This window comes from Pseudomonas sp. GW821-FHT11D10 (genome assembly GCF_058808435.1).
In genome coordinates, this window is sequence record NZ_JBXARR010000008.1 from 196,992 (window position 1) to 211,909 (window position 14,918).

General features: G+C 61.4%; 12 protein-coding genes. 1 reads left to right on the plus strand and 11 read right to left on the minus strand.

Translation table 11 applies throughout. The annotated features are described in order from the left end of the window. Positions 1 to 2: 2 nt before the first annotated feature. The 5 genes from AC1RT4_RS22415 to ppsA all read right to left on the minus strand — a co-directional run bounded on the left by AC1RT4_RS22415 (position 3) and on the right by ppsA (position 5,516). Entirely contained in the window at positions 3 to 251 is a 249-nt protein-coding gene (locus AC1RT4_RS22415) for a hypothetical protein (RefSeq protein ID WP_007951986.1), read from the minus strand. A gap of 63 nt (positions 252 to 314) precedes the next feature. Beyond that, on the minus strand, positions 315 to 1,310 hold the full coding sequence (locus AC1RT4_RS22420; RefSeq protein WP_230736519.1) for a zinc transporter ZntB: 996 nt from the start codon (positions 1,308 to 1,310) through the stop codon (positions 315 to 317). Between the two features lie 24 nt (positions 1,311 to 1,334). Continuing rightward, the gene (rraA, locus tag AC1RT4_RS22425) at positions 1,335 to 1,826 is read right to left on the minus strand and encodes a ribonuclease E activity regulator RraA (RefSeq protein WP_007951984.1); all 492 of its coding nucleotides are present in this window, start codon (positions 1,824 to 1,826) and stop codon (positions 1,335 to 1,337) included. Positions 1,827 to 2,052: 226 nt separating this feature from the next. Then, positions 2,053 to 3,042, minus strand: a complete 990-nt coding sequence (locus tag AC1RT4_RS22430; RefSeq protein WP_493087943.1) for an alpha/beta fold hydrolase — start codon at positions 3,040 to 3,042, stop codon at positions 2,053 to 2,055. Positions 3,043 to 3,140: 98 nt separating this feature from the next. Next, complete coding sequence (gene ppsA, locus AC1RT4_RS22435) at positions 3,141 to 5,516, minus strand: phosphoenolpyruvate synthase (RefSeq protein WP_258713127.1); 2,376 nt, start codon at positions 5,514 to 5,516, stop codon at positions 3,141 to 3,143. A 174-nt stretch (positions 5,517 to 5,690) separates the two neighbouring features. Between ppsA and ppsR the strand changes: the two genes are divergently transcribed. Further along, entirely contained in the window at positions 5,691 to 6,509 is an 819-nt protein-coding gene (gene ppsR / locus AC1RT4_RS22440) for a posphoenolpyruvate synthetase regulatory kinase/phosphorylase PpsR (protein WP_007951980.1), read from the plus strand. On the opposite strand, the gene prpD is transcribed toward ppsR, so the two are convergent. From prpD to AC1RT4_RS22470, 6 genes are all read right to left on the minus strand, one after another. Then, the gene (gene prpD / locus AC1RT4_RS22445) at positions 6,502 to 7,986 is read right to left on the minus strand and encodes a 2-methylcitrate dehydratase (RefSeq protein WP_493087946.1); all 1,485 of its coding nucleotides are present in this window, start codon (positions 7,984 to 7,986) and stop codon (positions 6,502 to 6,504) included. The two genes, ppsR and prpD, sit on opposite strands and share 8 nt — an antisense overlap. Before the next feature lie 117 nt (positions 7,987 to 8,103). After that, positions 8,104 to 9,294 carry a 2-methylaconitate cis-trans isomerase PrpF gene (gene prpF / locus AC1RT4_RS22450; RefSeq protein ID WP_493087948.1) on the minus strand — a complete coding sequence of 397 codons (1,191 nt, stop codon included), beginning with the start codon at positions 9,292 to 9,294 and terminating at the stop codon, positions 8,104 to 8,106. 54 nt (positions 9,295 to 9,348) lie between these two features. Beyond that, complete coding sequence (acnD, locus tag AC1RT4_RS22455; RefSeq protein WP_493087950.1) at positions 9,349 to 11,943, minus strand: Fe/S-dependent 2-methylisocitrate dehydratase AcnD; 2,595 nt, start codon at positions 11,941 to 11,943, stop codon at positions 9,349 to 9,351. 61 nt (positions 11,944 to 12,004) lie between these two features. Beyond that, positions 12,005 to 13,132 carry a bifunctional 2-methylcitrate synthase/citrate synthase gene (prpC, locus tag AC1RT4_RS22460; RefSeq protein WP_074687616.1) on the minus strand — a complete coding sequence of 376 codons (1,128 nt, stop codon included), beginning with the start codon at positions 13,130 to 13,132 and terminating at the stop codon, positions 12,005 to 12,007. Positions 13,133 to 13,175: 43 nt separating this feature from the next. Further along, entirely contained in the window at positions 13,176 to 14,066 is an 891-nt protein-coding gene (gene prpB / locus AC1RT4_RS22465) for a methylisocitrate lyase (RefSeq protein ID WP_007951973.1), read from the minus strand. Then, positions 14,063 to 14,785 carry a GntR family transcriptional regulator gene (locus AC1RT4_RS22470; RefSeq protein WP_173892848.1) on the minus strand — a complete coding sequence of 241 codons (723 nt, stop codon included), beginning with the start codon at positions 14,783 to 14,785 and terminating at the stop codon, positions 14,063 to 14,065. Before AC1RT4_RS22470 ends, prpB begins: the two co-directional genes overlap by 4 nt. Positions 14,786 to 14,918: the final 133 nt, after the last annotated feature.

The following is a 14,918-nucleotide window of genomic DNA, read 5'->3' on the forward strand; positions in this document are numbered from 1 at the left end:
ATTCAATCAGCCTTATCAGCAGTGCGAGCGGTAGGTTTACGGAGACGGGAGACCGGCGCGACATGGGCCGAGCCGTTATTAAGGGCGATCATCAGCGCGGGCAGCCAGCGGCCCAGCAGGCTGAACAGATCGCCGGCGCCAACCTGGCGGTTGGCGGTTTTGAGTACGCGGCCCAAGCAGGCATCGTCGTCGCGGCTGGACGGCGAGGCGTTGAGCATGTCGCGCAAAGACTGTTCAAACGGATCGTGCATACGCACCTCTCGTGATGTCTGTGAAAGACGCGGGCAAATTTGGTCGGGTCACATGGCGCATCGTCATACCCAGCGCAAACGGCGGAACAACCACCATTGTCCGAACGCCAGGGCGAGCACTGTCAGGCAGGCGATCAGGAAACCATAAGGGCTGCTCGCGAACGGAATGCCGCCGACATTGATGCCCAGCAGACCGGTCAGAAAACTCATCGGCAAAAAGATGCAGGTGATGATCCCGAAGCGATACATGGTGCGATTCATGCGCACGCTCAAACGCCGGTCTTCGGCCTCCAGCACAAGCCCCACGCGCTCTCGGGTCAATTCGAGCTCTTCGAGATAGCGGGTCAGGCTGTTGTTCAATTCGTTCCAGTAGTCGGCATCGTCATCGACGAACCATGGCAGTTTTATCCGCGTCAGCTGTCCGAAAATATCCCGCTGCGGTGCCAGAAAACGCTTCAGCCCGGCAGCCCGGCGACGGATGTGCAAAATGGCGCCGTGCTCGGGGGTATACCGTTCGTCGGCATCCAGTTTTTCTTCCTCTTCATCGACCACTTCGGAGAGGCAAGTCACCAGATCCTGCACCTTGTTGGTGAGGAATTGCGCCAGATACAGCATCAGTTCGGACGAGGTTTTCGGCCCCTTGCCCTCGCCCAGCATCACCAGCAACTCGTCGGTGGCCCGCAATGGACGCAAGCGCAGGGAAATCACCCGCTGGGCCGAAGCGAAAATTCGCACCGACACCATGTCTTCCGGCTCGGCACCGGGGTTGAGATTGACCCCGCGCAAAAACAGCAGCAGCTCGGAGTCCGGCAGCGGCAACAGGCGTGGGCGAGTGTTTTCTTCCAGCAGCAGATCGCAGGCGAACTCGTTGAGCCCACTGGATTTGCGCAGCCAGGTCTGGGTCTGCGGGTGACTGCGATCCCAATGCAGCCACAGGCTTTCATGAGCCTGCAGCTGCAGATCGTCGAGATCAGTCCGGGCTATCGAACGCGCACCGCCTTTACCGTCCAGCACCAGGGCATGCACCAGCCCCCATTGCGCGTTTTCTTCCTCGAACATCCTCACCCCTGTGGTTACCGCGATTTATTCAGGCATTTTCAGCGGACTTGGCGAGATGATCACGCCATTGTTGTCCGCATAGATGTACTGGCCGGGATGGAAAGTGACACCCGCGAAGGTCACCGGCACGTTGAGGTCGCCGATACCGCGCTTGTCGGTCTTCATCGGGTGGCTGGCCAGGGCCTGCACGCCCAGATCGGTCTGGGCGATGACGTCCACATCACGGATGCAGCCGTAGATGACCAGCCCTTCCCAACCGTTTTTCGAGGCTTTCTCGGCGAGCATGTCGCCCAGCAGCGCGCGACGCAGGGAACCGCCACCATCAACCACCAGCACCTTGCCATTACCCTTGAGCTCGACTTGCTCCTTGACCAGCGAGTTGTCTTCGAAGCACTTGATGGTCACGATCTCGCCGCCGAACGAATCACGGCCGCCGAAATTGCTGAACATCGGGTCCAGCACCTGAACCAGCTCCGGATAGGCGTCGCAAAGATCAGGCGTAAGGTAATGGTTCATCGAATAACTCCTGTAACAAGGAAGACGATCAAGGATGTCGCACTCTTTTGAAACGAGTTCCGGCGGTCGCTGTTTACCTTAGCCCATGTCATGGTCGCTGAACGAACCTGAACACAAGCTGAAACGTAATAGCGAAACAGTCACTAAATATGACCAGAACCGTCCAATTCGTCATATCTTAGCCGCAAGCCGACTCGAACGAAATGCCCTTTTCAGGGCGCCGCGTTCAGACCGCTGCCGCCAGATCCGGCTTCTCGCCAAGCAATGGCGTGTGCTGATCCGCCAGCCAACGCGCCACCAGCGGCCAGACCTCAGCCTGCGCCGCCTTGCTGACCAGCATCTCGACATGCCCGAACTGATCGTTGAAACCCTGCTCACGGCCCAGGTTGATGAACTGCTTGTGCTCCGAGCCGATCTGTTCGAACAGCTTCTGGCACGCCCAGGCCGGATCCTGATGATCCCCCGCCGCGCTCACCGCCAGCACCGGCACCTGCACATCGGCAAGGCCCGCCCACCAATCCTTGTCCTTGTCGCCGAAACGGCCGAACAGTCCGTACCAGCGCATGCTTTCCAGCGCCAGGCCGATCGGTTCGTCCTCGGGGCCGCGCTTGAGTCGCGAGCCGGACAACTGGGCAAAACGCTTGAGAATGAAGCGCCCGCCCCACTCCACTGGCGGAATCTTCAGCGGCCAGTACGTGCGGCTGACCTGGGTGCCGAAAAACGCCGCCGACGCCACCGCCGGCTCGCCGAGGTACTCGCCGCCCAGCGCGGCTGCCAAGGTGATGCCACCCAGCGAGTGACCGATCCAGTGCGGAATCTGCCCGCTCTGCTCACGCACGAACGCGGCGATGGCCGGCAGATCGTAACGGGCATAGTCGGCGACGCGGTTGCGGCGGTAGTCCTCGTTGCGCTGGGACAGACCGTGACCGCGCATTTCCGGGATCCACACATCGAAGCCCAGACGCGTCAGATACGCGCCCAGGCCCAGGCCCTTCGGTGAAAACCAGAAGCGTCGGTTGGAAAAACTGCCGTGCAGCAAGATCACCGGCACGCCGCGCGACGCCGGCTCATCCGCCATGCCGAGACGGGTCACCGCGATTTCCACGGACCAGTCAGGGCTGTTGCCCGGTTTCAAACGGTAAACGTCTTCGCTCAGATCACCGCGTCGTTCGGCGCTGATCAGGGCGACAGGAAATAGGTTGCTGCTGCTTTGCATAATGCTCTTGCACAAAAAAGGGCGGCATCCGGAGAGCTCGCCCTACTTCAATCTTAAAGCCCCGACCCGGTTCAACGGGCCGGGGCTTCATTCACGGCTTATTCCGCCGCCTGGCCTTCGGCAAGGAAGAACCAGGTTTCCAGCACGGTGTCCGGGTTCAGCGACACGCTTTCGATGCCCTGCTCCATCAGCCACTTGGCCAGGTCCGGGTGGTCCGAAGGACCCTGACCGCAGATGCCGATGTACTTGCCGGCCTTGTTGCACGCGGCAATCGCGTTGGCCAGCAGCTTCTTGACCGCCGGATTACGCTCGTCGAACAGGTGCGCGATGATCCCGGAGTCACGGTCCAGACCCAGTGTCAGCTGAGTCAGGTCGTTGGAGCCGATCGAGAAACCGTCGAAGAATTCGAGGAACTCTTCAGCCAGGATCGCGTTGGATGGCAGTTCGCACATCATGATCACGCGCAGACCGTTGTCGCCACGGGCCAGGCCGTTTTCGGCGAGCAGATCCACCACCTGGCTGGCTTCGCCGAGGGTACGGACGAACGGCACCATGATTTCGACGTTGGTCAGGCCCATCTCGTTGCGCACACGTTTCAGCGCACGGCACTCGAGTTCGAAGCAGTCACGGAACGATTCGCTGATGTAACGCGAAGCGCCACGGAAGCCCAGCATCGGGTTCTCTTCTTCCGGCTCGTAGAGTTTGCCGCCGATCAGGTTGGCGTATTCGTTGGACTTGAAGTCCGACAGACGCACGATGACCTTCTTCGGTGCGAACGCAGCGGCCAGGGTGCTGATGCCTTCAACCAGTTTCTCGACATAGAAGCCGACCGGATCGTCGTAACCGGCGATGCGCTTGTCGACGCTTTCCTTGATGTCCTGTGGCAGGCCGTCGTAGTTCAACAGCGCTTTCGGGTGAACACCGATCATGCGGTTGATGATGAATTCCAGACGGGCCAGGCCCACACCGGCGTTCGGCAGCTGCGCGAAGTCGAAGGCGCGGTCCGGGTTGCCGACGTTCATCATGATCTTGAACGGCAGCTCCGGCATGGCGTCGACGGAGTTCTTCTTGATGTCGAAGCCCAGTTCGCCTTCGAAAATGTAACCGGTGTCGCCTTCGGCGCAGGACACGGTCACACCCTGGCCATCCTTCAGCAGTTGGGTGGCGTTGCCGCAACCCACGACTGCAGGAATACCCAGTTCACGGGCGATGATCGCCGCGTGGCAGGTACGGCCGCCACGGTTGGTGACGATGGCGCTGGCGCGCTTCATCACCGGTTCCCAGTCCGGGTCGGTCATGTCGGAGACCAGCACGTCGCCCGGCTGGACTTTGTCCATCTCGGAGACATCCTTGATGATCCGCACCTTGCCGGCGCCGATGCGCTGGCCGATGGCACGACCTTCCACCAGCACGGTGCCGGTTTCTTTCAACAGGTAACGTTCCATGACGTTGGCCTGGGTGCGGCTCTTCACGGTTTCCGGACGGGCCTGCACGATGTACAGCTTGCCGTCGTCACCGTCCTTGGCCCACTCGATGTCCATCGGGCAGCCGTAGTGCTTCTCGATGATCATCGCCTGCTTGGCCAGCTCGCTGACTTCAGCGTCGGTCAGGCAGAAACGCGCACGTTCGGCCTTGTCGACATCAACGGTTTTCACGGAACGACCGGCCTTGGCCTCGTCGCCGTAGATCATCTTGATGGCCTTGCTGCCCAGGTTGCGGCGCAGGATCGCCGGGCGACCGGCTGCCAGCGTGCCCTTGTGGACATAGAATTCGTCCGGGTTCACCGCGCCTTGTACGACGGTTTCGCCCAGGCCGTAGGCGCCGGTGATGAACACCACGTCACGGAAGCCGGATTCGGTATCGAGGGTGAACATCACACCGGCGGTGCCGGTTTCCGAACGCACCATGCGCTGCACGCCGGCCGACAGGGCGACCAGCTTGTGGTCGAAGCCCTGGTGGACGCGGTAGGAAATGGCACGGTCGTTGAACAGGGAAGCGAACACTTCCTTGGCCGCGCGGATGACGTTTTCCACGCCACGGATGTTCAGAAAGGTTTCCTGCTGACCGGCGAACGAAGCGTCCGGCAAGTCTTCGGCGGTGGCGGAGGAACGCACGGCCACGGCCACGTCAGGGTTACCGGCCGACAGCGCGGCGAACGCGGTGCGGATCTCGGCATTCAGTTTTTCAGGGAATTCGGCTTCCATGATCCATTGGCGGATCTGGGCGCCGGTCTTGGCCAGGGCATTGACGTCATCGACGTCCAGCGCATCGAGGGCCTTGTGGATCTGATCGTTCAGACCGCTCAGTTCCAGGAAGTCGCGATAGGCTTGCGCCGTGGTGGCGAAGCCGCCGGGGACCGAAACACCGGCACCGGCCAGGTTACTGATCATCTCGCCCAGGGATGCGTTCTTGCCCCCCACATGCTCAACATCGTGTTTGCCGAGCTTATCGAGGGAAACTACGTACTCTACCAAGGTGATCTCTCCACTAACTGTGTTGGAAAAGCTCAGAAACCGGCGGCTCGGGGGAGCGTTGGCCGGCTGTATGGCCTGGACCTGGAAAATAAGTGAGAATGCGGGCCAATGGCGGCCGGCAAATCGCGCCTATCATATCCAAGATTCGTCACTAGCTTAAGGCCCAAGGTGCAAATGAAACGATCTGCTTTCTTTATCTCCGATGGCACCGGCATCACCGCCGAAACCCTGGGTCAAAGCCTTCTGGCGCAGTTCGAAAACATTACCTTCAGCAAATTCACGCGCCCGTACATCGACAGCGTTGAAAAAGCGCGGGCCATGGTACAACAAATCAACAAAGCCGCTGAAACCGACGGTTTCCGGCCGATCATCTTCGACACCATCGTCAATCAGGACATTCGTGAGATTCTCGCAACCTCCAATGGTTTCATGATCGACATTTTCTCGACGTTCCTCGCCCCTCTCGAGCAGGAACTGACCGAGCACTCTTCCTACACCGTCGGCAAATCCCACTCCATCGGCCACAACTCCAATTACATGGAGCGGATCGAGGCGGTGAACTTCGCCCTCGACAACGATGACGGCGCCCGCACGCACTATTACGACAAGGCCGACCTGATACTAGTGGGCGTGTCGCGTTGTGGTAAGACGCCGACGTGCCTGTACATGGCGATGCAGTTCGGCATCCGCGCGGCCAACTACCCGCTGACCGAAGACGACATGGAACGCCTGCAACTGCCGGCCGCCCTGCGCGCCCACCAGCACAAGCTGTTCGGCCTGACCATCGACCCGGACCGCCTCACCGCGATCCGCAACGAACGCAAGCCCAACAGCCGCTATTCGAGCTACGCCCAGTGCGAGTTCGAAGTGCGCGAGGTGGAAAACCTGTTCCGCCGCGAGAACATCCCGAACATCAACTCCACGCATTTCTCGGTAGAAGAAATTTCCGCGAAGATCCTCGTGGAAAAAGGCGTGGAGCGGCGCTTCAAATAACCAATAAATCCATAAAACGGTTCACCGGCGTGGCCTCAAGCCGCGCCTGATCCTTGCACAGCGCCAGAATCTCCCCGCTGCGTTGCCCGATGAAACGGGTGGCCAGGTTCGCCCTGAACTTGTCCTCCAGCAATGGAATGCCCTCGGCGCGACGCCGGCGATGGCCGATCGGGTATTCCACCACCACGTTCTCCGTGCTCGAACCGTCCTTGAAAAACACCTGCACCGCGTTGGCAATCGAGCGCTTGTCGGCCTCCAGGTATTCGCGGGTGAAACGCGGATCTTCGACGATGACCATTTTTTCGCGCAGCACATCGATGACCGGATGGGCCTTGTGGAAATCGTCCTCGTACTGCTCGGCCACCAGATTGCCGAACGCCAGCGGCACGGCGGTCATGTACTGGAGGCAGTGATCGCGGTCGGCGGCGTTGGCCAGCGGCCCGACCTTGGAAATGATGCGGATCGCCGATTCGTGGGTGGTGATGACGATCCGGTCGATTTCATGCAGACGATTGCGCACTTGCGGATGCAGGGTCACGGCAGCTTCGCAGGCGGTTTGCGCGTGGAATTCGGCGGGGAAGCTGATCTTGAACAACACGTTCTCCATCACGTAACTACCGAATGGCCGCGAGAAGCTGAAGGCGCGTTTGTCTTCGGGCTTGAGCGCCAGATCGTTGTTGGTGTGGCTGAACAAAACGTCGTAAAAGCCCCATTGTTTGGCACTCAAGACGCCGGGAATCCCCATTTCGCCGCGCATCGCGATATCCGCCAGTCGCACGCCCCGGCTCGACGCATCCCCCGCCGCCCAGGATTTTCGCGAGCCGGCGTTCGGCGCATGGCGGTACGTGCGCAACGCCTGACCGTCCGCAAACGCGTGGGACAACGCCGATAACAGCTGCTCACGATTGGCGCCCATCAGTTTGGCGGTCACGGCAGTCGAGGCCACTTTCACCAGAATGACGTGGTCGAGGCCTACGCGATTGAACGAGTTTTCCAGCGCGATCACGCCCTGGATTTCGTGGGCCATGATCATGGCTTCGAGTACATCGCGCACGGTCAGCGGCGCTTCACCATTGGCCAGACGCTTTTGCGACAGATGATCGGCCACCGCGAGAATCCCGCCGAGGTTGTCCGACGGATGCCCCCATTCGGCGGCGAGCCAGGTGTCGTTGTAATCGAGCCAGCGCACGATGCAGCCGATGTCCCACGCGGCCTTGACCGGGTCGAGGCGATAGGACGTGCCGGGGACTCGGGCGCCGAACGGCACAATAGTGCCTTCGACGATTGGGCCAAGGTGCTTGGTGCATTCCGGGAAACGCAAGGCCAGCAGGCCGCAGCCGAGGGTGTCCATCAGGCAGTTGCGGGCGGTGTCCAGGGCTTCGGTGGATTCGATCTTGTAGGTGAGGACGTAATCGGCGATGTCCTGCAGGACACGGTCGTAGTCGGGGCGGTTGTTCAGGTCGACGTTGGCGCTCATGTTCGATTCACTCTTCAAAGTGGTTCGTTGATGGGACCTCGGTTCAGGGCTAATTTTCTTCTTATTGAAATGTGCATGGCGGTGAGAGCGAACAGGCTCGCTCTCACCGGTTGTTCATTAGAACGAATCTCCAGGCACGCGAACGAAACCTTCCATCAGGACGCGCGCACTACGGCTCATGATCGCCTTTTTCACGATCCACTCACCGTTTTCCAGGCTGGCCTCAGCCCCGACGCGCAACGTCCCGGACGGATGTCCGAACCGCACAGCATTCCGCTCAACACCTCCCGCCGCCAGATTCACCAATGTGCCCGAGATGGCTGCTGCGGTACCAATCGCCACCGCCGCCGTGCCCATCATCGCGTGGTGCAACTTGCCCATCGACAGCGCCCGCACCAGCAAATCCACATCCCCGGCGCCAATGGCTTTGCCACTGGACGCGACGTAATCCGCAGGCTTGGCGACGAACGCTACCTTCGGCGTGTGCTGCCGCTTGACCGCTTCATCCAGACTGGAAATCAGCCCCATGCGCAGCGCCCCATAAGCACGAATCGTCTCAAACATCTGCAACGCTTTCGGGTCGCTGTTGATCGCGCTCTGCAGCTCGGTGCCGGTGTAGCCGATGTCTTCGGCGTTGACGAAGATCGTCGGGATCCCCGCGTTGATCATGGTCGCCTTGAACGTGCCGACGCCCGGTACTTCCAGCTCGTCGATCAGGTTGCCGGTGGGGAACATCGAGCCACCGCCGCCCTCTTCTTCCGCCGCCGGGTCCATGAATTCGACCTGGACTTCGGCGGCCGGAAAGGTCACGCCGTCGAGTTCGAAATCACCGGTTTCCTGGACTTCGCCGTTGGTGATCGGCACGTGGGCAATGATCGTTTTGCCGATGTTGGCCTGCCACACGCGAACCACCGCCACGCCGTTGTGCGGAATGCGGCTGGCGTCCACCAGACCGTTGCTGATGGCGAACGAACCGACCGCCGCCGACAGATTGCCGCAGTTGCCGCTCCAGTCCACGAACGGCTTGTCGATGGATACCTGACCGAACAGGTAATCGACGTCGTGATCGGCCTTGATGCTTTTCGACAGGATCACGGTTTTGCTGGTGCTCGACGTGGCGCCGCCCATGCCGTCGATCTGTTTGTCATACGGGTCGGGGCTGCCGATTACCCGCAGCAATAGAGCATCGCGGGTCGGGCCGGGAATCTGCGCGGCTTCGGGCAGATCCTTGAGGCTGAAAAACACGCCTTTGCTGGTGCCGCCGCGCATGTAGGTCGCGGGGATCTTTATTTGCGGTGCGTGAGCCATGGTGCTCCTTAACGAAAGCATGGGACTTTAAGTCCCATGCCCACATCGATTGATTTAAACGGCAACCGCCGACTCTTCGAGGAAATCCTGAGCGAAGCGCTGCAACACGCCGCCGGCCTCGTAGATCGACACTTCTTCGGCGGTGTCGAGGCGGCAGGTCACCGGCACATCGACGCGTTCGCCGTTCTTGCGATGAATCACGAGCGTCAGGTCTGCGCGCGGCGTGCGCTCACCGATCACGTCATAGGTTTCGCTGCCGTCGATGCCCAATGTTTTACGGTCGGTGCCCGGTTTGAATTCCAGCGGCAACACGCCCATGCCCACCAGGTTGGTGCGGTGAATGCGCTCGAAGCCTTCGGCGGCAATCGCCTCCACACCCGCCAGACGCACGCCTTTGGCCGCCCAGTCGCGGGAAGAACCCTGACCGTAGTCGGCGCCGGCGATGATGATCAGCGGCTGCTTGCGCTCCATGTAGGTTTCGATGGCTTCCCACATGCGCATCACTTGGCCTTCCGGCTCGACACGGGCCAGCGAACCCTGCTTGACCTTGCCGTTTTCCACGACCATTTCGTTGAACAGTTTCGGGTTGGCAAACGTCGCGCGTTGCGCGGTCAAGTGGTCGCCACGGTGAGTCGCGTAAGAGTTGAAGTCCTCTTCCGGCAGGCCCATTTTCGCCAGGTATTCGCCGGCGGCGCTGTCGAGCATGATCGCGTTCGACGGCGACAGGTGATCGGTGGTGATGTTGTCCGGCAGCACCGCCAGCGGGCGCATGCCCTTGAGCGGCCGCGCCCCGGCCAGCGCGCCTTCCCAGTACGGCGGACGGCGGATGTAGGTGCTCATCTCGCGCCAGTCGTACAGCGGCGTGACTTTCGGGCCGGTGTCTTCATGGATGGCGAACATCGGGATGTAGACCTGACGAAACTGCTCGGGCTTGACCGAGGATTTCACCACCGCGTCGATTTCTTCGTCGCTCGGCCAGATGTCTTTCAGGCGGATTTCCTTGCCGTCGACCACGCCCAGAACATCTTTTTCGATGTCGAAACGGATGGTGCCGGCAATCGCGTAAGCCACTACCAGCGGCGGCGAAGCGAGGAACGCCTGCTTGGCGTACGGGTGAATCCGGCCGTCGAAGTTGCGGTTACCGGACAGCACAGCGGTCGCGTACAGATCGCGGTCGATGATCTCTTGCTGGATCACCGGATCCAGCGCGCCGGACATGCCGTTGCAGGTGGTGCAGGCAAACGCGACGACGCCGAATCCGAGCTGCTCCAGCTCCGTGGTCAGGCCCGCCTCATCGAGGTACAGCGCCACGGTTTTCGAGCCCGGCGCCAGCGACGACTTGACCCATGGTTTGCGGGTCAGCCCGAGCTTGTTGGCGTTGCGCGCCAGCAGGCCGGCGGCGATCACATTGCGTGGGTTGCTGGTGTTGGTGCAACTGGTGATGGCCGCGATGATCACCGCGCCGTCGGGCATTTGCCCCGGCACGTCTTCCCACTGACCGGCGATGCCTTTGGCCGCCAGATCCGACACTGCCACGCGGGCGTGCGGGTTGCTCGGGCCGGCCATGTTGCGCACCACCGAAGACAGATCGAAGGTCAGGCCGCGCTCGTATTGCGCGCCTTTCAGGCTGTCAGCCCACAGGCCGATCTGCTTGGCGTATTGCTCGACCAGTTGCACTTGCTGGTCTTCGCGACCGGTGAGTTTCAGGTAGTCGATGGTCTGCTGGTCGATGTAGAACATCGCGGCCGTGGCGCCGTATTCCGGGGCCATGTTGGAGATGGTTGCGCGGTCGCCGAGGGTCAGCGCGGAAGCGCCCTCGCCGAAGAATTCCAGCCATGCGCCGACCACTTTCTGTTTGCGCAGGTATTCGGTCAGCGCCAGCACCATGTCGGTGGCGGTGATGCCCGGTTGCAGCTTGCCGGTCAGTTCGACGCCGACGCATTCCGGCAGGCGCATCCACGACGCGCGGCCGAGCATCACGCTCTCGGCTTCAAGCCCACCGACGCCGATGGCGATCACGCCCAGCGCATCGACGTGCGGGGTGTGGCTGTCGGTGCCGACGCAGGTATCCGGGAATGCCACGCCGTCGCGCACCTGGATCACCGGAGACATTTTCTCCAGGTTGATCTGGTGCATGATGCCGTTGCCCGGCGGGATCACGTCGACGTTCTTGAACGCCTTTTTAGTCCAGTTGATGAAGTGGAAGCGGTCCTCGTTGCGACGGTCTTCGATGGCGCGGTTCTTCTCGAACGCCTGGGCGTCAAAACCGCCTGCCTCCACCGCCAGCGAGTGGTCGACGATCAGTTGGGTCGGCACCACCGGGTTGACCTGCGCCGGGTCGCCGCCCTGCTGGGCAATCGCGTCGCGCAGGCCGGCCAGATCCACCAGCGCGGTCTGGCCGAGAATGTCGTGGCAAACCACACGGGCCGGGAACCACGGGAAGTCGAGATCGCGTTTGCGCTCGATCAGTTGCTTCAGGGAATCGGTGAGCGTGGCCGGGTCGCAGCGACGCACGAGGTTTTCCGCCAACACGCGAGAGGTGTACGGCAGGGTGTCGTAGCTGCCCGGCTGGATCGCATCGACAGCCGCGCGGACGTCGAAAAAGTCCAGCGGCGTGCCGGGCAGGTTCTTGCGAAATTCTGTGTTCATCGGTCAGGACTCGGTCACGGTAGTTTCAAAGAGGGGGCGCCTGTGCCGGCGCCCTCCCCGGTCAGCGCTGTTCGATGGGCACGAACTTGCGCTGTTCGACGCCGGTGTACTCGGCGCTTGGACGGATGATGCGGTTGTTGGCGCGCTGTTCGAACACGTGCGCCGCCCAGCCGGTCAGGCGCGAGCAGACGAAGATCGGGGTGAACAGCTTGGTCGGGATGCCCATGAAGTGGTACGCCGAGGCATGGTAGAAGTCGGCGTTGGGGAACAGTTTCTTTTGCTCCCACATGGTCTTGTCGATCGCTTCCGAAACCGCGAACAACACCTTGTCACCCACTTCGTCGGCGAGTTTTTTCGACCAGCCCTTGATCACCTCGTTGCGCGGATCGCTGTCCTTATAGATCGCGTGACCGAAGCCCATGATCTTGTCCTTGCGTTCGAGCATGCCGAGGGTGCCCTTGATCGCCTCTTCCGGCGACGAGAAGCGCTCGATCATTTCCATCGCCGCTTCGTTGGCGCCGCCGTGCAACGGGCCGCGCAGCGAGCCGATGGCCGCCGTGACGCAGGAATACAGATCGGACAGGGTCGAAGCACACACGCGAGCGGTGAAGGTCGAGGCGTTGAATTCGTGCTCGGCGTAGAGGATCAGCGACACGTTCATCACTTTGACGTGCAGTTCGCTCGGCTTCTTGTCGTGCAGCAGGTGCAGGAAGTGGCCGCCGATGGACTGCTCGTCCGTCACGCAATTGATGCGTTTGCCGTCGTGGCTGAAGCGATACCAGTAGCACATGATCGCCGGGAACGCGGCCAGCAGGCGGTCGGTCTTGTCGCGTTGCTCGGAGAAGTCTTTCTCCGGCTCGATGTTGCCCAGAAACGAGCAACCGGTGCGCATCACGTCCATCGGATGGGCGTCGGCAGGGATGCGTTCCAGCACTTCTTTCAGCGCTTGCGGCAGGTCGCGCAGCTTGCTCAGTTTGCCTTGATAGTCGGCGAGCTGTGCCTTGGTCGGCAGCTCTCCGTAGAGCAGCAGGTACGCCACTTCTTCAAATTGTGCGTCTGCCGCCAGTTCGCGCACGTCGTAGCCGCGATAGGTCAGCCCGGCACCGGCCTGGCCCACGGTGGACAGTGCGGTTTGCCCGGCAACCTGGCCCCGGAGCCCGGCGCCACTGAGTACTTTTGCTTCGGCCATTGTTGTCTCCAATCTTGAATTTATTAGGGAGTACGGTTGCGGCTTACTTCTTCGCCGCAAACAACGCGTCGAGCTTCTGCTCGAAGGTGTGGTAATCGATGCGATCGTAGAGCTCCATGCGAGTCTGCATGGTGTCGATGACATTCTGCTGAGTACCGTCGCGGCGGATCGCGGTGTAGACGTTTTCCGCGGCCTTGTTCATCGCGCGGAATGCCGACAGCGGGTAGAGCACCAGCGACACATCGGCGCCGGCCAGTTGCTCGGTGGTGTACAGCGGCGTCGAGCCGAATTCGGTGATGTTGGCCAGGATCGGCGCTTTCACGCGGCTGGCGAACAGCTTGTACATTTCAAGCTCGGTGATGGCTTCCGGGAAGATCATGTCGGCGCCAGCCTCGATGCACGCGGCGGCGCGATCCAGTGCCGATTCCAGACCTTCAACGGCCAGCGCGTCGGTGCGGGCCATGATCACGAAGCTGTCGTCGGTGCGGGCATCGACGGCGGCCTTGATGCGGTCGACCATTTCCTGCTGGGTCACGATTTCTTTGTTCGGACGGTGGCCACAGCGCTTGGCGCCGACCTGGTCTTCGATGTGAATCGCCGCGGCGCCGAACTTGATCATCGACTTGACGGTGCGGGCCACGTTGAACGCCGAGGCGCCGAAACCGGTGTCCACGTCCACCAGCAGCGGCAGGTCGCAGACGTCGGTGATGCGGCGCACGTCGGTCAGCACGTCATCCAGGCCGGTGATGCCCAGGTCCGGCACGCCGAGGGAGCCGGCAGCCACCCCGCCACCCGACAGGTAGATCGCCTTGAAACCGGCGCGCTTGGCCAGCAGCGCGTGGTTGGCGTTGATCGCCCCGACCACTTGCAGCGGATGTTCGCTGGCGACCGCATCGCGGAAACGCTGGCCTGGAGTGCTCTTGTTGGAACTCATGACTCACCTCGTTCAGTGGCTGTCTTATTGTCGGCGCCGTCCTGGTAGTGACGGGCGATGTTGCGTTTCGAGGCGCCGATGTGACGGCGCATCAACAATTCCGCGAGCTCGCCGTCACGGTCGGCGATGGCATCGAGAATCCGGTGGTGTTCGGCAAAGGCCTGGCGCGGGCGGTTGGGCGTGGTGGAAAACTGGATGCGGTACATGCGCACCAACTGATAGAGCTCGCCGCAGAGCATTTGCGTGAGGGTGCGGTTGCCGCTGCCCTGGATGATCCGGTAGTGAAAGTCGAAATCCCCTTCCTGCTGGTAGTAGCCGACACCGGCCTGGAACGCTGCATCGCGTTCGTGGGTTTCCAGCACCCGGCGCAGTTCGTCGATTTCCTCGACGCTCATGCGTTCGGCCGCCAGACGGCAGGCCATGCCTTCGAGGGATTCGCGGATTTCGTAGAGTTCGAGCAATTCGGCGTGGCTCAGCGACACCACTCGCGCACCGACGTGCGGTACGCGCACCAGCAGGCGCTGGCCTTCCAGCCGGTGGATCGCCTCGCGCAGCGGCCCGCGGCTGATGCCGTAGGTGCGCGCCAGTTCCGGCTCGGAGATCTTGCTGCCCGGGGCGATCTCGCCTTTGACGATGGCCGCCTGGATGCGCCGGAAGACGTTTTCCGAGAGCGTCTCGGAATCATCGCCGTTGATCACCGGGGGATCGAGTTGATCCAGCATATTGTCGACACCTTCAAATCCAATGCGGCAAAAACTAGCGAATCAGCCCGTATCAGTCAAAGGATAAATCTAGATTGTCGACAATCGTCTAATAAGCCTGCGTATCAGCCCCAAGGGTTATAGACCGCCC

Coding starts and splice junctions, on each gene's coding strand:
- rraA (WP_007951984.1), bottom strand. CDS start 1,826: ATGAACCATTACCTTACGCCTGATCTTTGCGACGCCTATCCGGAGCTG.
- ppsR (WP_007951980.1), top strand. CDS start 5,691: ATGAAACGATCTGCTTTCTTTATCTCCGATGGCACCGGCATCACCGCC.
- prpB (WP_007951973.1), bottom strand. CDS start 14,066: ATGAGTTCCAACAAGAGCACTCCAGGCCAGCGTTTCCGCGATGCGGTC.
- AC1RT4_RS22415 (WP_007951986.1), bottom strand. CDS start 251: ATGCACGATCCGTTTGAACAGTCTTTGCGCGACATGCTCAACGCCTCG.
- AC1RT4_RS22430 (WP_493087943.1), bottom strand. CDS start 3,042: ATGCAAAGCAGCAGCAACCTATTTCCTGTCGCCCTGATCAGCGCCGAA.
- prpF (WP_493087948.1), bottom strand. CDS start 9,294: ATGGCTCACGCACCGCAAATAAAGATCCCCGCGACCTACATGCGCGGC.
- acnD (WP_493087950.1), bottom strand. CDS start 11,943: ATGAACACAGAATTTCGCAAGAACCTGCCCGGCACGCCGCTGGACTTT.
- prpD (WP_493087946.1), bottom strand. CDS start 7,986: ATGAGCGCCAACGTCGACCTGAACAACCGCCCCGACTACGACCGTGTC.
- AC1RT4_RS22420 (WP_230736519.1), bottom strand. CDS start 1,310: ATGTTCGAGGAAGAAAACGCGCAATGGGGGCTGGTGCATGCCCTGGTG.
- prpC (WP_074687616.1), bottom strand. CDS start 13,132: ATGGCCGAAGCAAAAGTACTCAGTGGCGCCGGGCTCCGGGGCCAGGTT.